The organism is Variovorax rhizosphaerae (genome assembly GCF_037889975.1).
GTDB lineage: Bacteria > Pseudomonadota > Gammaproteobacteria > Burkholderiales > Burkholderiaceae_C > Variovorax > Variovorax rhizosphaerae.
This window is the reverse complement of the sequence record NZ_JBBKZT010000006.1, coordinates 71,571-88,676: the sequence shown is the minus strand read 5'-3', so window position 1 is coordinate 88,676 and position 17,106 is coordinate 71,571. Positions and strand designations below refer to the sequence as shown.

Annotated in this window: 17 protein-coding genes; 4 read left to right on the top strand and 13 right to left on the bottom strand. The window is 64.7% G+C overall.

The window, feature by feature from the left end:
- Positions 1-5 precede the first annotated feature (5 nt).
- From WKW82_RS14065 to WKW82_RS14045, 5 genes are all read right to left on the bottom strand, one after another.
- Positions 6-623, bottom strand: coding sequence for an anti-sigma factor family protein (locus tag WKW82_RS14065; RefSeq protein ID WP_340342921.1), 618 nt, complete (start codon positions 621-623; stop codon positions 6-8).
- Positions 624-860: 237 nt separating this feature from the next.
- Positions 861-1,457, bottom strand: coding sequence for an RNA polymerase sigma factor (locus tag WKW82_RS14060; RefSeq protein ID WP_340342920.1), 597 nt, complete (start codon positions 1,455-1,457; stop codon positions 861-863).
- 119 nt (positions 1,458-1,576) lie between these two features.
- Positions 1,577-2,629 (bottom strand): MBL fold metallo-hydrolase, encoded by a 1,053-nt coding sequence (locus WKW82_RS14055; RefSeq protein ID WP_340342919.1) that lies wholly within the window; start codon positions 2,627-2,629, stop codon positions 1,577-1,579.
- Between the two features lie 185 nt (positions 2,630-2,814).
- Positions 2,815-3,420: a class I SAM-dependent methyltransferase gene (locus WKW82_RS14050; RefSeq protein ID WP_340342918.1), complete on the bottom strand. Its 606-nt coding sequence runs from the start codon at positions 3,418-3,420 to the stop codon at positions 2,815-2,817.
- Positions 3,421-3,690: 270 nt separating this feature from the next.
- Positions 3,691-4,422, bottom strand: coding sequence for a FadR/GntR family transcriptional regulator (locus tag WKW82_RS14045; RefSeq protein ID WP_340342917.1), 732 nt, complete (start codon positions 4,420-4,422; stop codon positions 3,691-3,693).
- A 116-nt stretch (positions 4,423-4,538) separates the two neighbouring features.
- Here WKW82_RS14045 and WKW82_RS14040 point away from each other — a divergent pair, with 116 nt between their 5' ends.
- The 3 genes from WKW82_RS14040 (at position 4,539) to WKW82_RS14030 (ending at position 7,805) form a co-directional block, all read left to right on the top strand.
- Positions 4,539-5,735, top strand: coding sequence for a mandelate racemase/muconate lactonizing enzyme family protein (locus WKW82_RS14040; RefSeq protein WP_340342916.1), 1,197 nt, complete (start codon positions 4,539-4,541; stop codon positions 5,733-5,735).
- Between the two features lie 35 nt (positions 5,736-5,770).
- A complete protein-coding gene (locus tag WKW82_RS14035) occupies positions 5,771-6,730 on the top strand; it encodes a 2-hydroxyacid dehydrogenase (RefSeq protein ID WP_340342915.1) in 960 nt (319 codons plus the stop codon).
- Between the two features lie 61 nt (positions 6,731-6,791).
- Positions 6,792-7,805, top strand: a complete 1,014-nt coding sequence (locus tag WKW82_RS14030; protein ID WP_340342914.1) for a Bug family tripartite tricarboxylate transporter substrate binding protein — start codon at positions 6,792-6,794, stop codon at positions 7,803-7,805.
- A 109-nt stretch (positions 7,806-7,914) separates the two neighbouring features.
- Here the strand turns inward: WKW82_RS14030 and WKW82_RS14025 are convergent, their stop codons facing one another.
- From WKW82_RS14025 to WKW82_RS13990, 8 genes are all read right to left on the bottom strand, one after another.
- Positions 7,915-9,057, bottom strand: a complete 1,143-nt coding sequence (locus WKW82_RS14025; protein WP_340342913.1) for a hypothetical protein — start codon at positions 9,055-9,057, stop codon at positions 7,915-7,917.
- A 172-nt stretch (positions 9,058-9,229) separates the two neighbouring features.
- A complete protein-coding gene (locus tag WKW82_RS14020; protein WP_340342912.1) occupies positions 9,230-10,885 on the bottom strand; it encodes an acyl-CoA dehydrogenase family protein in 1,656 nt (551 codons plus the stop codon).
- A gap of 24 nt (positions 10,886-10,909) precedes the next feature.
- Positions 10,910-12,133, bottom strand: coding sequence for a CoA transferase (locus tag WKW82_RS14015; protein WP_340342911.1), 1,224 nt, complete (start codon positions 12,131-12,133; stop codon positions 10,910-10,912).
- A gap of 207 nt (positions 12,134-12,340) precedes the next feature.
- A complete protein-coding gene (locus WKW82_RS14010) occupies positions 12,341-12,682 on the bottom strand; it encodes a copper-binding protein (RefSeq protein WP_340342910.1) in 342 nt (113 codons plus the stop codon).
- A gap of 53 nt (positions 12,683-12,735) precedes the next feature.
- Positions 12,736-13,242, bottom strand: a complete 507-nt coding sequence (locus tag WKW82_RS14005) for a cupredoxin domain-containing protein (RefSeq protein WP_340342909.1) — start codon at positions 13,240-13,242, stop codon at positions 12,736-12,738.
- 33 nt (positions 13,243-13,275) lie between these two features.
- On the bottom strand, positions 13,276-14,688 hold the full coding sequence (locus tag WKW82_RS14000; protein WP_340342908.1) for a multicopper oxidase family protein: 1,413 nt from the start codon (positions 14,686-14,688) through the stop codon (positions 13,276-13,278).
- A gap of 24 nt (positions 14,689-14,712) precedes the next feature.
- Positions 14,713-16,134, bottom strand: coding sequence for a TolC family protein (locus WKW82_RS13995; protein WP_340342907.1), 1,422 nt, complete (start codon positions 16,132-16,134; stop codon positions 14,713-14,715).
- Positions 16,131-16,469, bottom strand: a complete 339-nt coding sequence (locus WKW82_RS13990) for a hypothetical protein (protein ID WP_340342906.1) — start codon at positions 16,467-16,469, stop codon at positions 16,131-16,133. Before WKW82_RS13990 ends, WKW82_RS13995 begins: the two co-directional genes overlap by 4 nt.
- A gap of 250 nt (positions 16,470-16,719) precedes the next feature.
- Here WKW82_RS13990 and WKW82_RS13985 point away from each other — a divergent pair, with 250 nt between their 5' ends.
- On the top strand, positions 16,720-16,866 hold the full coding sequence (locus tag WKW82_RS13985) for a hypothetical protein (protein WP_340342905.1): 147 nt from the start codon (positions 16,720-16,722) through the stop codon (positions 16,864-16,866).
- The last annotated feature ends 240 nt before the right edge of the window (positions 16,867-17,106 follow it).

Below are 17,106 nucleotides of genomic sequence, written 5' to 3'. Positions count from 1 at the left end.
GGTGCTTACTCCTTGGGCGGCACGCCCGGGGCCAGCGCAGCCGCCTGGACGATCGGGGCGGACTTCGCCTTGGCCAGTGCCGCGGCTTCGCTGCCGGCCGGCACCCGCAGGTAGTAGTCGCCGAGCTGGCCAGGGCCGCCTGCCAGTTCGCCGCCGACCTGCACCAAGAGCATCCGGATGTCGGCTTCCTTGGCGTCCGGTGCGAAGCTGATCTTCAGCATCGGGCCTTCCTCGACCCGGATCGCATGCAGCGCGCGGATCTCGTCGGCGCTGTCGCGCGCCTCGCCCAGCAGGCTCACGATCACGCCGCCTTGCACCGCCACCACCGCCAGCGCGGCCATCGCATAGCTCGGTCGCATTCCGAAATTGCCGAAGAAGGCTCCGATGCGCTCGGCGATGGTCGGGCGGTCGCCCTGGATCAGGCGCATGGTGCGTGCCAGGCCGATCGTCGCCGGCACGGCCGGTGCGTTTTCCTGCACCTTGGCCTGCAGCGAGTGGTACCACTCCAGTTCGCTGCGGGCCTCGGGATGTTGCTGGAGGTAGGCATCGACCCAGGCGCGGTCTTCGGCGCCGAGCGTGCCGTTGGCGTACCAGGGGAGCAGTTCTTCAAAACGTTCGTTCATGATGTGTGCGCTCCCAAGCCAAAGGTCGCGCACGCGCGGTGTGTCGACGATGAAATGTTCTGGACCATGGTAACCACCGGAATTCCTTGGCTCTTTCGAGCCTCTGATTGACCCAATCGTTGTCCATGAGACCCCGATCAACCTGCACGGGGCATGCCCGTGTCGCCTCTGGGTTGCGTGGGGCCGGCGGATGGTTCAAATTATTTATCTCGAACGCCTGTCAACTCGGCCAGAAGGTCAGCCGGCCAGCGCGCCTCTGGCGTCCGGACTACCACCTTCGCTGCGTAACAGGGCCTGCAGGCAGTTCTTGATCTTCTGGCGGGCGTGGAAAAGGCGGGTCTTGACGGTGCCTTCCGGGCAGTTCTGCACCTCGGCCACGTCGGCGAGGCTCATGCCCTCGTAGAAGACCAGGTGCAGGCATTCCCGATGCTCGTCCGACAGCTTGCCCATGCAATGCTGGACGCCGTCGCGCCGTTGCTTTTCCGCGAGTTCGGCGTAGCCGTCGGGCGTGTCCGAGGCCTCGGTTTCGGCGATGTCGTCGAGGTCGCCATGGACTTCGTCGGGCCGGCGGGACCGGTAGACCATCAGCGCCTTGCGGCGCGCGATCCCGATGACCCAGGTGGAAAACTGCGAATCGCCGCGAAAGCGCTGCGGAAAGCGCCAGACCTCGTAGAAGGCATCGGCCAGCACTTCCTCCGCCCGCGCGTGGTCGTTCAGCATGTTCAGCACGTACGCGTAGACCTTGCGGCTGAACGCCTTGTACAACTGGCGAAACGCCGCCTGGTCTTCGCGACCGATGCGAACGAGCAGTTGATTGACCTCGTCGTTGTCCATGCAGGCGGGGGCGGTGCGGTGGCGTTGACGAAATATAACGTTTATGTCCGACTCAAAGCGAGTCGACGGACTCGACCATCCGGCCGACCACGGGTGCGGTCAGGCTCGCCCAGCGCCGCTCAGCCGGGCCTGCGGTACCACGCACATCCGTGGTCATCGATCGTCTTGACCGCGCGCCCGGCGTGCACCAGGTAATTGAGGCAGGCGATGCCTTCGCCGGTGGCCATGCCGAACACGGCCATCTGGGATTCGGTGATCGGCCGTCCGAACAGCGCGGTGAAGGTGTCCACCACGCGTTGCGGCATCTCCAGCGTGGCTTCCAGCCTGTCGAGCGACCGGTCCTGCGAGGACTTCAGGTAGTCCAGGCGCGCATGCAGGCCGTGGAAGCATTCGTTGTGGGCAGGTAGCACCAGCACGTCGTCGGGCACTTCCCGACGCAGCTTGGCCAGCGAGGCGTACCAGTCGGCCATCGGGTTGGCGTCGGGCTCCGTCGGAATGACGGACACGTTGGACGAGATGCGTGGCAGCACCTGATCGCCCGAGATGAAGACCTTGAGGGCCGGGCAGTAGAGGCACGCATGCTCCGGCGAATGGCCGTTGCCAGTGACCACGCGCCAGGTGTTGCCGTTGATCTGCATTTCCATGCCGTCGCTGAGCCGCTGGAAGGCGTCGGGGAGGGTATGGATCTGGTTGCCGAACCTGCCGAAGCGTGCGCGGTAGGACTCGACCGCGTGCTCGCTCCAGCCGGCCTGCTTGTAGAAGCCCAGCGCCTCGGGCGGCGCCTCGCGCCCGCTGTCGGAGGACATGACGCGGCAGGTGAGGTATTCGAGGCGCGACATCCACAGGCGGGCGCCGAGCTTGCGCGTCAGCCAGCCGGCCATGCCCACATGGTCCGGATGAAGATGCGTGACGAAGATCCGCTTGAGTGCGCCCCGGTCGGGATAGTTGGCAAACAACTCGCGCCAGACGGCGGCGGTCTCCTCGTCCCGGATGCCGGTGTCGACCAGGGACCAGTCGTCACCGTCGTCGAGCGCCCAGAGGTTGATGTGGTCGAGCTTGAAGGGCAGCGGCATGCGAATCCAGTGGACGCCCGGCGCCACTTCGAGGATGCGGCCGCGCTCGGGCGCTGCCTTGAAGGGGTATTTCAGGACGGGTTTTTCATCGGTCTGCATGGGGATGTCTTGGAATGGTTGTCGCCGAGGGTCGGCACGAGCGGTTGACATTTTGACGTTGGGGCGCGGGTTCGCGGGCACCCGCGGAACCGGCTTTGCCGGGCCGCCCCCTGGACGGCCTGCAAGAGCAGCCGCCTCTGGCGGCCGTCCCGGCGCCGCAGGCGCATTCGGGGGGTGGGCCAACCTTACTCCGCCGCGCTCTCCAGCGAAAACAGCGGCACGTCACAGCGTCGGCTGAGCCACAGGCCGCCGCCCAGTTCCTTGAACTGCCGGGACAGCCCGGCGCGGTAGACCTCGGCGCGATGGCGGAACAGGTGCGGATCGGTGAGGTCCTCGTCCACGATGTCGCGCTCGTAGTCCTCGCGGGCCACGACCTCGACGTACAGCGCGCCCTTGCTCAAGGTGCCGAGGTTGCGCAAGGCGCGCTTCAGGTCGACCGGGTTCAGGTAGCCCAGCACGCCCTGGCAGATGACGAAGTCGAAGGGCTTCTTCGCCTGGTAGTCGACCACCGAGCCGCGTTCCCACCCGTAGCGCCCGCACAGGTACTCGCTGAACTCCACGCCGTGAAAACTGGCCTGCGGGAAATGCCGTGCCACGATGTCGCGCCACAGCCCGACACCGCAGCCCACGTCCAGCACCCGTCGCACAGGCACGCGCAGGTACTTCAGGTAGGCGCAGACAAAGTCGCCCAGGCGCTCCACATGCTGCGGGTCCGCCACCTTGGTCTTCTTGTCGAAGTAGTAGCGCTGGTAGTAGGACGCGTCGAAGGCGGCGGCGCTGACGGATTCCATGGGCAGAGGTCCTTTTTGAAAGCAGCGGGGCTTGATCGGTCCCGGATTGTGCGGCTTGACCGCCGCAGTCTCTTCCGCCGCGACCCGGTGGGTCTGAAGGCGTGAAGATTTCGTAGCGAGGGCGCCGAGCTCGGGTTCAGCAGCGCAGCCGCAATATCGTGCGGTGACAACGCAGTTGCGGCGAGGCTGACAACTGTGCGAAGCGCTTGTCACGCCGGAGCCAACACCACAAGCCCGAGATCGGTGGCCGCAGTAGAAAGATTCATGCCTTCAGTGGCCGAACAAGCGGGCGATGCCGCCTCGGAGATGCGCCTCCATCGCTTGCCGCGCGGCCGCCGCATCCTGGCGCTCGATGGCCTGTTCCACCGCCGCGTGCTCATTGCAGACGCCGGCCCGGCGCTCCCCCTGCGGACGCCCCGCGAGGCTGCGAGAGAGGCCGATGCTGAATCGCGTCTGCGGCGCCAGGGCGGTCATCGTCATGCCGAAGAAGCGGTTGCCGCAGGACTGCGCCACCGCATCGTGGAAGGCGATGTCCTCCGCGACCGCGTCGCTGCCCTCCGCCAGGGCCTGGTCGAAACGCTCGCGGCACAGGCGGATGTGGTGCATCTGGTCGGTGGTGCGCATCAGTGCGGCCTGGGCCGCCGCTTCGCCTTCCACGAACAGCCGGAACTCCAGGAAGGCGCGGATGTCGGCGATGTTTTCCAGCGTGCTGAGGGAGATCGGATGGGCTTGGGGCAGGGCGTCGGTGACGAAGGTGCCGGAACCCTTGCGCACGGAGACGCGTCCCTCGTCGCGAAGGCGTGCCAGCGCCTGCCGCAACACCGGGCGCGACACGCCGAGGCGCTGCGACAAGGCCGTCTCCCCAGGCAGGCGCGCGCGCGGCTCGAAGCCCGGCGTGCCGAGCAGTTGCATCAGGTCTTCGTAGACCTTGTCGCCGAGCAGCCTTGCCGCGCCGTGCGCGGGGGAGGTCGAGTCGGTGGCATCGGATGGAGAGGATGGCATATGACAGCTATTGACAGGGAAAACACAACTTTGGCGTGGATTGACGCTCGAATGACCTGAAAGGACAATTGAGCGCACGCCTACAACGCCACCAAAGATATAAAAAGCTGTCAATCATGTCAACCATTCGAAGTCTTCGCACCTACCGCCTGCCGGACCGCCCCAGCCTGATCTGGCTGGAAATCGAAACGAGCGATGGCCTGGTCGGGCTGGGGGAGACCTTTCGCGGGGCGGCCTCGGTCGAGACCTGCCTGCACGAGGAACTCGCGCCATGGCTCATCGGACGCGACGCGCGGCAGATCGAGGGCATCTCTCGCCACCTGCTCACGCCCTACGTCGGCTACAACAGTTCGGGTGTGGAAGTGCGTTCGGCCAGCGCCGTCGACATCGCGTTGTGGGACCTGGCCGGGCAGCGCCAGGGCGTGCCGGTCTACGAAGCACTCGGCGGCGGGGCGCGCATGAGCGTGCCGGTCTACAACACCTGCGCGGGCTACAGCTTCAACACGGCCGGCAAGCGCCGCGACATCGGCGCGGACGACCAGGCCCAGGGCCCCTATGACGACCAGGTCGCCTTCATGCGCGACGCCGGCGCGCTGGCGAAGAGCCTGCTCGACGAGGGCTATAAGGCCATGAAGATCTGGCCCTTCGACATCTACGCGCCGGCCAGCGGCGGCCACCTGATCAGCCTGCCCGACCTGGAAAAGGGCCTGCAGCCGTTCCGCCAGATCCGCGAGGCGGTCGGCAACCGCATCGAGGTGATGTGCGAGCTGCACAGCCTGTTCGGTGGGCATTCGGCCTTGCGCATCTGCCAGGCGCTGGAGGAATACAACGTGTTCTGGGTCGAGGACCCGCTCTGCAAGATGGACGATGCCGCCGGCCTCGCCGACCTGCGCCGCGGTACGCGCGTGCCGATCTGCGGCAGCGAAACGCTGGGCGGCCTGCGCCCCTTCCGCGACCTGCTGGCTGCCGACGCGCTCGACGTGGTGATGCTGGACCTGGCCTGGTGCGGCGGCTTCACCGAGGGGCGCAAGATCGCCGGGCTGGCCCAGGCCTACAACCGGCCATTGGCGCCGCACGACTGCACCGGCCCGATCACGCTGATGGCGGGCCTGCACATGGCGCTGCATGCGCCGACCGCGATCTACCAGGAAGTGGTGCGCGCCACGCTGGCCACCTGGTACCGCGACATCGTCACGGTGCTGCCGGTGATCCAGGAGGGCATGGCCCAGCCGCCCGTGGCGCCCGGTATCGGGAGCCGATTGCAGGACAGTTTCAAGCAGCGCGCCGATCTCATCGTGCGCGAGAGCCGTTGACGACATCACCACACCACTGATCCACAGAAACTCTCATGCACATCCAGATCGTCGGCCTCCACGCCCCGAACGCGCCCCGATTGCGCGAGTTGCTCGGCCCAGGGCACGAGGTCGAAGCCCTGCAAGCCTTCCCCGGATCCGTCGACATCCGCGCCGACGTCGTCATCAGCAACAGCATGAGCGCCGAGGAAGCCGGCCGCTTGAACTGCCGGCTGGTGCACGTGCCCGGCGCAGGCTCGGAACAGATTGCCTTGCCATCGCTGCCTTCGGGCACCACGGTGTGCAACGTGCACGGCCACGAAGTGCCGATCGCCGAGTTCACCCTGCACGCGATCCTCGAGCACTTCCTGCAGCTCTGGCAGTACCCGCCGCGCCTCGACGCGGACGCCTGGGCGCAGTCCTATGCGAGCCGGGAGCAGCACGACGAGGCAGATGGCAAGACCGTCGCGATCCTGGGTTTCGGACACATCGGGCAGGAGATCGCGCGGCGGGCGCGGGCCTGCGGCATGCACGTCATCGCAGTGACGCGCAGCGGCAAGCAGGGCTCCGCGGAACTGGCCCATGAATACGCCGCGGTGTCGGGGCTGGACGATGTGCTGCCGCGCGTCCATGTGCTGGTGGTCTGCTGCCCGCTGGACGACAGCACCCGCGGCCTGATCGGCGCGCGCCAGTTGGCGCTGCTGTCGTCACGCGCACTGCTGATCAATGTGGCCCGCGCAGAGGTGGTTCATGAACAGGCGCTCTACGAAGCGCTGCGCGACCAGCGACTCGGGCGTGCCGTGCTCGACGTCTGGTATCAGTACCCGAAGAAAGGCCAGCCGCCGGTCGACCCGTCTCGCTGGCCGCTGCATGAACTGCCCAACGTGCGGGCCACGCCGCACATCTCGGCCATCACGCCGGCGCTGCTCGACCGGCGCTACCGCTTCATGGCCAGGAACATCGAACGCCTGGCGCAGGGGCAGCCGCTTCTCAACGTGATCCACCAGGCCGCCTGAGCACTTCCGCCCGCCGCTCGCAGCCACGCGCCTTCTCATCCTCACATCCAAGGAGATATCCATGAAAGCCCACACCAAGAACACCCCGTCAGCGCGCCCCCTCGCAAGGCGCGCATTGCTCGGCATGGCCGCCGCCGCAATGCTGGCCGGCGCATCCTTGCCCGCCTTTGCCGACGACGCTGCGAGCTACCCCAACCGCATGATCCGCATCACAGTGCCCAACCCGGCGGGCGGTACCTCCGACGTGCTGGGGCGCCTGCTGGCCAAGGAACTGGGCGAGATGCTGAAGCAGCCGGTCATCGTCGAGAACAAGGCCGGCGGCAACGGCAACATCGGCGCGGCTTTCGTCGCCAAGTCCGCACCGGACGGCTACAACCTGCTGCTGCTCGACATGAGCGTGCTCACCATCGGCCCGAGCGTGCAGCCGCAAACCAGCTACAGCCCCAAGGACCTGACGCCGATCGCGATCCCGGCCTATTCGCCGCACCTGCTGGTGGTGAAGAACGATCTCCCGGTGAAGAACCTCGACGAACTGGCCGCCTATGCCAAGAAGAGCGCCAAGCCCATCAGCTTCGGCACGCCGCTGGCTTCGATCAGCCAACTGGCCGGCATCCTGCTCGCGCAGGACCGTGGCTTCGAGTTCAACATCATTGGCTACAAGGGCGGCGCGCAGGCGCTGGCCGATCTCGCGGGCGGCCAGATCGACAGCGCCATGGCCAGCGTGATCGCGACCAACCAACTCGTGAAGGGCGGCAAGGTCAAGGCCATCGCGGTCACCAGCGCCAAGCCGTTCGCGGCGACGCCGGGCGTGCAGACGGTCGCCTCGCAGATTCCCGGCTTCGTCACGGGTTCATGGCAGGGACTGCTAGCGCCGGCCAGCACGCCGCCGGCCGTGCTCGACAAGTTGCAGGACGCCATCAACAAGATCGTCGCGCGCCCCGAGTTCGCCAAGCACCTGCAGGAACTCGGCTCTGAGCCCTCGGGCATGAACCGCCAGCAGATCGCCGAATGGATGAAGACCGAGACCACGCGCTGGGGCAAGGTGGTCAAGGACAACAACATCAAGGCGGAGTAGGGCGCCATCGTCGGCGCAGCAATTCGCCCGGCCCGATCGGCTGGCCAAGTGCATTGCTCCGCGGTCAATTGCATAACGATAGCGGCCACCTTAGACTAAATTATTGGTACTAGCGTGGGATGAGCGACTCAGAAAGAGGGCGACCTATTCGATGTTGAGACAAGTGTGGAAGTAGGACAGTCCATCGCCGTTCTGCGGGCTCCAATGACTTAATTGTGACCTCTGCGGCGCTTTCCAAATAATCTTGCCTAACGTCGCCTTCTCCAGCGATCCAAATAGCGTTTCGCGCTAATGGATGTCGCAGATTATCTATATTCCCAGCAATCTCCGCGAAGGAGCGCGCCAAGACTTCTCGGACGTGCTCTGGCAAATTTCTTGCGCTTCGGTCGTAATGTGCGATTGAGTCTCGGAGTTCGCGCAACGCAACGATAAACCGCTGATAACTTCTCGGGTAACGCGGTGAAAAATGATTTTCCAGGCGCGCGTCGGAATATAGGCTTGCTATGAAGACTCCAACTATGTATCTGACCCGATGTGCAAAAGCAACTCGCGTTCGTTCGTGTGAATCGAGGTCGGCGTACACCTTGATGAGCATTTGCTTGAGCATGTTTTCACCAACTTCGAAGGCCCACCCAGCTCCAAATCGGTCTGCGTTAATTTCAAGCGTTCTTTGCGTGAGGTACTCTTGACCCTGGTCCGGGTTGATCGAGGCAAATTTTGGGTCACTCTGCAACGCGAGATGACCATTAAAGATGTGCGCGAGTTCATGACCGAACGCATACATGAGTGCGGAAGTGAATACCATACGCCCGGCAACCACGTCCCCATATTGCGTTTCTTCGTCGCTCATGAACAGTCGGCAGATCTCTACAAGCGATAGCCCTGTGTACACTCCACTTGGCGCAACTGGCTTGGTTTCCAGCATCGTCGCTACATGCGAGAGCATCGTCGATTTAGCACAGAGACTAATTAGGTCTACACATGCATTTACATCGCTAACGACTACATAGAGGGCTCGCGCCGGGAGATAGACGGCTTGAAAAGGCGCTCGCGATGCCGACAAAACGTACTTAACGTCAGCCACTACATTATTCTCACGCAGGGCGACTAGAAGAGCATTGCCCAACTCGCCGAAAGAAAGCGCATGCTGCTCAATCGAGTCTTCGGCTGTAAATAGCCATTGCGCGCTAGAATTTCGCTTGACTGCCTCAAAGTGTTCCTCGCCCAAATAAAGCTTGGAAATCTCAGGCAATTGGAAAATGTTATTGGGCACTTTTGTTTGCCGGAAGGCAACCCTTTAAGAGAATTGGTAAATTTAAGACTTGCACCGTTGGCTGGGTGTAATTGGCGACCAGTAACAGATCAGAGGGGCACACTGGGGATGGGCGCTCTTCGGCGCGGGATGCGCCGCACCTGCACCAGATCTACCGCGTCAGCAGTCCGCGCCCGATTACCTGCGCCTGGATCTCCGCCGCACCCTCGAAGATGTTGAGAATGCGCGCGTCGCAAAGCACGCGGCTCATCTCGAACTCCAGCGCGTAGCCGTTGCCGCCGTGGATCTGCAGGCCCGCATCTGCATTGGCCCAGGCCACCCGCGCCGCCAGCAGCTTGGCCATGCCGGCCTGGATGTCGCAACGATGGCCCTGTTCCTTTTCCATCGCGGCAAACGAAGTGAGGTGCCGCGCGAGCACCGTCTCCGCGACCATCGTCGCGAGCTTGTCCGATACCCGAGGGAACTCGACCAGCGGGCGCGAGAACTGCCGCCGGTCATTGGCATAGCGCCAGGCCAGGTCGAAGGCGCGCCAGGCCACGCCGACGGCCCGTGCAGCGGTCTGGATGCGGGCGCCTTCGAAGGTCTGCATGAGCTGCCGGAAGCCCTGGCCACGCGCGCCGCCGAGCACGCCGTCGGCCGCGACCTCGAAGCCCTCGAAGGCGATCTCGTATTCCTTCATGCCGCGATAGCCCAGCACCGCGATCTCGCTGCCGCTCATGCCTTCGGCGGGGAAGGGCAGGGCATCCGTCCCGCGCGGCTTGGCGGCCAGGAACATCGACAGGCCGCCGTGTCCTTCGACACCCGGCTCCGAGCGCACCAGCAAGGTCATGAGGTCGCTGCGCGCCGCGTGCGTGATCCAGGTCTTGTTGCCGTCGATGCGCCAGCCGCCGCCGGGCGCTTGCGTGGCACGCGTGCGCAGCGAGGCCAGGTCCGAGCCGCTGTCCGGCTCAGTGAACACCGCCGTCGGCAGCACCTCTCCCGATGCGATCACCGGCAGCCAGCGTGCCTTCTGCTCCGGCGTGCCGGCCGATGCGATCAGGTCGCCCGCGATCTCCGAGCGCGTGCCGAGCGAGCCGGCCGCTATCCATCCGCGGCTGAGTTCCTCGCTGACGATGCACATGGCCCGCTTGCCGAGGCCCATGCCGCCAAATTCGGTCGGGATGCAGATGCCGAACACGCCCAGTTCCGCGAGCTTGGCGATCAGCGCATCGGGGATGAGTTCGTCGGCCAGGTGCCAACGGTGGGCATGCGGCGTGATTTCCTGTTCGGTGAAGCGGCGGAACTGGTCGCGGATCATGTCCAGTTCTTCGTCGAGCGACGATTCGCCGAGTTGTTCGCCGTTGCGCAGCGCGTCGATCAACGCTGCACGCGCGGCAGGTGTTCCGCCGCGTGCCTGCAACTCGCGCACCGCGGGCTCCGCCATCAGTCGAGCCGCCGCATCGTTCAAGCCGAGTTCGTGCGGCCTAAAGATCTCGTTCTGGCCCATGGGGATGCCGCCGGCCAACTGCGCGAGGTACTCGGCCAGGCCGACCGCGAGCACCTGCGCATCGAGTGGTCCCAGCCGGCCTGCGTCGGCCAACTGCAGGCCCCATTGCGCCGAGCGCACGACCGCTTCCACGAGCGTCGCGGTCCAGGCAAATCCATGCAGCGCGCGTTGCTGCGCATGCAGGACCGTCGTGTCGACACGCCCGTCGCGGCAGAAGATGCGTTCGGCTGCGCGTTGCGCTTCGCCGCCGTACTGGCGCGCCGCATCCGCGACCTCCCGAAAGTGCGCGACTGACGGGGCTGCATGGGCGATGGCGTTCATTGCTGGGGTCTCAAAGTGGTGGTGTCAGGAAGCTGGTCCGGCGACCAGCCCGGCGTCATGCAGTTCGCCGATGCGGGACGGGGACAGCGCAAGCACATCGGCCAGCACAGCGTCGGTGTGCTCGCCCAGGTGTGGCGCGCGCACGCCGGGCTCGCGTTCGATGCCGGACAGCGTCGCCGCAGCGCCGGGCGCCGGGTAGCGATGGCCGCTCGGGTGCGCCAGCTCGCTGAACATCGAGGAGGCCAGCGAGAGCCGGGGGTCTTCGCGCAAGGCGCGGCTGAGCGTCATGTAGGGACTCCAGCAGACGCCCGCGCCATCGAAGCGCGTGCGCAGCGGGCCGAGAGGGAGGGCGCCGATGGCTTGTTCAACCAGGGGAAACAGCGCCTCGCGATGCACGAAGCGCTGGCCCTCATCCTTCTCGAAGGACACGCCGAGGACGGACTCCAGCCGCGCGACCGCCTGTTCGATCTGCAGGGCCGCGAGCAGCCCCGTCCATTGGCGCCGAGTGATCGCGGCCACCATCACGCGCTCGCCATCCGAGGTCATGAAGTCGCGACCGAAGGCGCCGAACAGCGCGTTGCCGTGGCGCGGGCGCTCGCCGCCGGCCAGCACCTCGGCGATCTGGCCCATGTTGCCCAGCGCCGCCAGCGCAACGTCCGAGAGCGGCACCGTCACCTCCTGGCCGCGACCGGTGCGCAGCCGATCGCGCTCGGCGGCGAGCGTCACGAATGCGGCGTAGGCGCCCGTCAACAGGTCCCAGGCCGGCAGCACGTGGTTGACCGGTCGTTCGCCGTTGTCCGCGCCGCCGGTCATGAGCGGGATGCCCAGCGCCGCATTGATGGTGTAGTCCAGCCCCGAATCGCCGTTGCGCCATCCCGTCACACGCACCGTGATGAGGTCCGGGCGCAGCGCGCTGAGGCGTTCATGCGCGAGAAAACCATCCTTCGGAAAATTCGTCACGAGGATGCCGCCGTCGGCGCCCGGTGCGGTGATGAGGTCCGCGACGAGCTGGCGGCCTTCGGGTCGGGAGAAGTCCACGGCGATCGACTTCTTGCCCTTGTTGAGCCCTTCCCAGTAGTAGCTGTGGCCGCCCTCCGACAACGGCCAGCGATGGAAATCCGGTCCGCCGCCGATTGGGTCGATGCGGATCACCTCGGCGCCCAGCTGGCGCAGGTGCAGGGCGCACGAAGGCGCGGCAATGAACGAGGCGCATTCGATGATGCGCAGGCCGGTCAGCAATGGGTACACGGGTGAGGGCTCCTCCTGGCCCAGCAGTGTGTCACGCCGGGCCCTCGAAGGTCTTCGTCACGAAGTAGAGCGCTGTGAATGCCGCGATCGATCGTTCCTCGTGACCCGGGACGTGCAATGGCGTTCAAGAACTCCGAACCAGGTGGTCGCGGCAACGGATGTCTGGCAAAGCTGGACAGGGTCATCGTTGAACCTGTCTGCGGGAACTCACAGGGCCGCTTCGATCTTGGTGACAGTGAACGCACCGTTGATCTTTTCGGCCCTGAACCGGATTTTTTCTCCGGCCTGAAGCTTGTCGAGCACGGCCTCGTCGCTCACGCTGAAGACCATGGTCATGCCGGGCATGTCGAGGTTCTGCAGTGGGGCGTGCCTGATCGTCAGCTTCTTGTTGTCCTTGTCCACCTTGCGAATTTCGCCATCGGACAGATCAGCCGAGGCGCTTGCGGTCGGCGACGCAGTGGCGGGAGTGGATTGAGCTTGAGCGGCGCTCGCGAGCACGAAGGTGAGTGCAGCGACGGTCGAGATGATCGAGATGCGGGTGTTGCGCATGGGACGTCCTTGTGGGTGATCGAGAATTTGTCGGGGTGGGCCGGTCCGCCGGCTTACTGTGTTGCCTTGGTGAGGGCCTTCTTCACGTTCACAGCACCCTTCATCCCTGCGTCGTAGTGACCGGGTTGGAGGCACGCGAAGTCGACCTTGCCGGCCTTGGTGAACTGCCACACGATTTCTCCGCTCTTGCCTGGCGCAAGCGTCACCATGTTCGGATCGGCATGTTCCATCTCCGGGTGCTTCTTCATGACTTCGTAGTGCTCCTTGAGCTCCTTCTCGGTGCCAAGCACCAGTTCATGTTTCAGCACACCCGAGTTCGTGATGACGAAGCGAACCGTCTCGTTCTTCTTGACGTGGATGTCAGCGGGTATGAAGCGCATCGTGTCGTTCATATCGATGCTGACGGTGCGAGTGGCCTTGCTGGCAATGCCGGGTTTGCCAACACTGGCATCCGCATCGTGACCGTGGCCACCTGCGTGGGTGCCGTTGGCAAAGCCGTTGCCGCTCGCAAGCAAAGCCAGTGCGAGCATTGCGCCTGAACAAATCGAGTTCTTCTTCATGAGTGTTCCCTTTTGGTTGGTGGTTGGAAAAAATCAGTTACCGGAATGCCCCGCGGGCTTTCTGACCTGCACTTCGATGTTTTGAGCAGGCCTGTTTTTGGCCGGCAGCGCTGATGCGCCTGCGCCGTGGGCACGGGCGGCGCCTGGCGGATCGCCCGCCAGTTCGTATGCCACCGTGCCCTTGGGATGCTTGAACCAGCCGGGGTTGCTGTAGTCGCCGGCCTTCTGACTCTTGCGGACCTTCATGACGCTGAACATGCCGCCCATTTCGACGGAGCCGAATGGCCCCTGGCCCGACATCATTCGTGCGGTGTTGTCGGGGATGGGCATCTCCATCTCGCCCATGTCGGCCATGCCGCGCTCTCCCATGACCATGTAGTCGGGAATGAGGCGCGTGATCTTCTTTGCGACGTCCTGGTGGTCGACGCCAATCATCGTGGGCACGTCATGGCCCATCGCATTCATCGTGTGGTGGCTCTTGTGGCAGTGGAAGGCCCAGTCGCCTTCCTCATCGGCGAGGAATTCGAACTGCCGCATCTGGCCGACGGCCACGTCGGTGGTGACCTCCGGCCAGCGCGCGCTGCGCGGGATGGGCCCACCGTCCGTACCCGTGACCTGGAATTCGTGTCCGTGAATATGAATCGGATGATTGGTCATCGTCAGGTTGCCGACGCGAATGCGCACCTTGTCGTTCTGTCGCACGTTGAGCGAATCGATGCCGGGAAAGACGCGGCTGTTCCACGTCCACAGGTTGAAGTCCTGCATCGTCATGATCTTGGGCGTGGCACTGCCGGGCTCGATGTCATAGGCACTGAGCAGGAACACGAAGTCGCGGTCGACCTTGTCGATGAGCGGGTGTTCGCCCTTCGGGTGCGTCACCCAGAAGCCCATCATTCCCATCGCCATCTGCGTCATTTCGTCGGCGTGCGGGTGGTACATGAAAGTGCCGGGGCGACGTGCCACGAACTCGTAGACAAAGGTCTTGCCGGGCTGGATCGGCGGCTGGTTCAGGCCGGCAACGCCGTCCATGCCGTTGGGCAGGCGCTGGCCGTGCCAGTGGATGGTGGTGTGCTCGGGAAGCTTGTTGGTGACGAAGACTCGCACCCGGTCGCCTTCCACCACCTCGATCGTCGGGCCTGGCGACTGGCCGTTGTAGCCCCAGAGGTGAGCCTTGAAGCCGGGCGCCATTTCGCGCACGACCGGCTCTGCCACGAGATGGAATTCCTTCACGCCGTTGTTCATGCGCCAGGGCAGGGTCCAGCCATTCAGCGTGACGACCGGGTTGTAGGGACGGCCGTTGGGCGGCAACAGCGGGGCCATCGTGTCGGGTTTCGTCTGGAGCATGGGCTCGGGCAGCGCGGCCATCGCCACCTTGCTCACGGTCGCGGCTGCAATGGCGCCGGTGATGGCACCCGCACCGCTCAGGAAGTTGCGTCTGTTCGTCATGTCGTTGTCTTGTCTGGGGCGGGCTCAATGCGCGGCGGAGGATGCTGCGTCGGAGCCGGATGCAGCCATCGCGGCGGGTAGAGCGGTCGGCTTGCCGATCACGGTTGCGGAAAGTGCCGCGTCTGCCAGCCAGAACTGCTGCTGGGCATTGATCGCGTTGATCACGCTGGCCACCTGGTCACGTGCGTCGGCCAGGAGTTCGAAGACGCCAATGAGCATCCCGTTGTATCGAAGGACGTTCTCGTCGGCCATCGCCTGGCGCAGCGGAACGACTTCATCGCGGTAATGCCGCGCGATGTCGTATGCCGTGCGATACGCCGAGTAGCTCTCGCGCAACTGCGAGGATGCTCCTCGTGTCGTGGCGTCATGGCGGTTCGCGGCGGCAAACGCTTGTGCATTCATGAGGTCGCGTTGGGCCGTACCCCAGTCGAACAGCGGAAGCCGGATGTCAAGTTCGTAGCCGCGCCGCGTGCTCCTGGTGCCACCGGCGTTGTCGAACACGGTGTCGTTGCGGCCACCCACTTCGATGTCGGTGAAGGTCGTCAGGAGGTTGATGCCCAGGGACTTGCCGGCAACATCGAGCTGGGCCTTTGCCAGTTGCACGTCCAGGCGCTGCTCCATCGCGGTCGCGGCTACCTGCGCAGCATCGCGCGGCGCCTTGGGAAGATCGGGAAGCCGATCAGGCAACACGAGCTTGGCAGACTGCGCGTCATCCAGGCCCAGCGCCCGGATCAGCTCCTCACGCGCAGACGTGACCGCATGCAGTGCAGAGGCAAGCTGCGTCGTCGCATCGGCATGGAAGACCTGCTGGCGAGCGCGCTGCAGCTTGCTGAAATTGCCAACGAGTTGCATGCGCCGCGCCAGTTCTGCACTGGCTTGCGCGGATTCGTTGACCTGCCGCGCGTACTGCAATGCCTGCTGCGCAGCGACCGCCCGGACCCATGCTTGCCTGACTTGCGTCACTTGGTCGACGACCGTGCTGGTGAGTTGGATCTTCGCCTGATCCACCTTGCTCTTCGCGATCGCGAGCCGGCGTGGCAAGAGGATGAGATCCAACAGGCCGATGGACAGCATGCGACCGATTTCCAACTCGCTGTCCAGGCGCATGCGCTCGAACTTGAAGATCGGGTTCGGAAGGCGGCCGGCCTGATTCGCGGACGCAATGTCGGCCCAGCCCTGGGCGAGCAGCGCCTGCACGGCGGGGCTGTTGGCCAGGGCCACTTGCACCGCGTCGTCTTGCGACAAGGGTTTCGACAATAGCTCCTGCGTCAACTGCAGGCGGCGGTCGCGCTGTTCTCTGGTGCGACTGATCTCCAGCTTGCCTTGTGTGAACTGCCGGGCGTTGCTGTTCGTCTCCTGCAAGGCATCGTCGATGCTGACCGTCGCGCATCCCGCGAGGAACGCCATGCCGAACGTCGCCGCCGTGAGGCGCATTGCGCGTTTCATGGCCGCTCCTTGTTCGCGGGCATGGGCATCGCGTGACCCATGCCGGAATAAGCGTCTTGGGTCTTGCCTTCCGCTGCCTTCGGTGCGGATCCCTCACTGGCGTAGGCGCGCCAACCGCCCCTGCGATGGACCGTGTCGTTGGCCTCGCGCCACGGTATGGGCTTCTCGTCCTTGAAGGACTGATAGCCCTCGAAGGCAGAGACGTAGGGCAGCGGTGGCCGCGCAGAGCCTGCCGGCCCAGGGCCCGCGGGGTCATGCGCTGGCTGCGCAGTCGCGCCCAACGTCAAGGCGGCAAGCGATGCGGCCAGCCAAACGGCCGGCAATGAATGAGGCATGAAAAACTCGCAAAAATCATGAACGGAACGCGTCACATGCACCCGCGAGCGGGCGTGACGATGAGGAACATGAGAGCGCCCGCGGCTGATCCCGTGACGAGATCACGGCCGCACGGACGCGTCAGGCGCGAGGAGGTTTGTCGAGGACGCGTGGCGCGAGTTCAGCCACGGCGATGAAGGGCTCTGCGAGATCCGCTGAAGGGAGGCCCATCGGCGATATGGCAGGGAACACGCTGGTCAGGGCAACTGAATGACAAGCGCCGCATGTGCCGCACTTGTGCGCGCCGCTGTCGTCACTGGCCTCATGATCATGGTGGTCATGGCCAGGGCTCGCGTCGGACGCTACTGCCGAGTGATCGTGGTGATCATGCGATTCCGCAGCGGCTACTGCCACTGACTCGCTCAGCTGGGTTTCAGTCGAGGCGCAGTACAGCATGGACGCTGCCGCGTACCCTTGGAAGGGTACGGCGAGCATGACGGCCCAAAGGAGTAAAGCGCGAAACAGACATGCAGGTATGGTATTCGGCGTAACGGTGCTTGCAAGGCACTTTTGAGCAATTTGGCGGAAAGCTGAAACTGTCGCCAGTGTCAACCTTGCCATTGTGGCAAGGTCAAGCAATACCGCGCGCTGCACTGC

What these genes read in the sequence shown, in the direction of transcription:
- WKW82_RS14050 (WP_340342918.1), bottom strand. Translation starts at nt 3,420, where the DNA reads ATGGAATCCGTCAGCGCCGCCGCCTTCGACGCGTCCTACTACCAGCGC.
- WKW82_RS14055 (WP_340342919.1), bottom strand. Translation starts at nt 2,629, where the DNA reads ATGCAGACCGATGAAAAACCCGTCCTGAAATACCCCTTCAAGGCAGCG.
- WKW82_RS14005 (WP_340342909.1), bottom strand. Translation starts at nt 13,242, where the DNA reads ATGAAGAAGAACTCGATTTGTTCAGGCGCAATGCTCGCACTGGCTTTG.
- WKW82_RS14045 (WP_340342917.1), bottom strand. Translation starts at nt 4,422, where the DNA reads ATGCCATCCTCTCCATCCGATGCCACCGACTCGACCTCCCCCGCGCAC.
- WKW82_RS14035 (WP_340342915.1), top strand. Translation starts at nt 5,771, where the DNA reads ATGCACATCCAGATCGTCGGCCTCCACGCCCCGAACGCGCCCCGATTG.
- WKW82_RS14000 (WP_340342908.1), bottom strand. Translation starts at nt 14,688, where the DNA reads ATGACGAACAGACGCAACTTCCTGAGCGGTGCGGGTGCCATCACCGGC.
- WKW82_RS13985 (WP_340342905.1), top strand. Translation starts at nt 16,720, where the DNA reads ATGACAAGCGCCGCATGTGCCGCACTTGTGCGCGCCGCTGTCGTCACT.
- WKW82_RS14020 (WP_340342912.1), bottom strand. Translation starts at nt 10,885, where the DNA reads ATGAACGCCATCGCCCATGCAGCCCCGTCAGTCGCGCACTTTCGGGAG.
- WKW82_RS14030 (WP_340342914.1), top strand. Translation starts at nt 6,792, where the DNA reads ATGAAAGCCCACACCAAGAACACCCCGTCAGCGCGCCCCCTCGCAAGG.
- WKW82_RS13995 (WP_340342907.1), bottom strand. Translation starts at nt 16,134, where the DNA reads ATGAAACGCGCAATGCGCCTCACGGCGGCGACGTTCGGCATGGCGTTC.
- WKW82_RS13990 (WP_340342906.1), bottom strand. Translation starts at nt 16,469, where the DNA reads ATGCCTCATTCATTGCCGGCCGTTTGGCTGGCCGCATCGCTTGCCGCC.
- WKW82_RS14010 (WP_340342910.1), bottom strand. Translation starts at nt 12,682, where the DNA reads ATGCGCAACACCCGCATCTCGATCATCTCGACCGTCGCTGCACTCACC.
- WKW82_RS14040 (WP_340342916.1), top strand. Translation starts at nt 4,539, where the DNA reads ATGTCAACCATTCGAAGTCTTCGCACCTACCGCCTGCCGGACCGCCCC.
- WKW82_RS14065 (WP_340342921.1), bottom strand. Translation starts at nt 623, where the DNA reads ATGAACGAACGTTTTGAAGAACTGCTCCCCTGGTACGCCAACGGCACG.
- WKW82_RS14060 (WP_340342920.1), bottom strand. Translation starts at nt 1,457, where the DNA reads ATGGACAACGACGAGGTCAATCAACTGCTCGTTCGCATCGGTCGCGAA.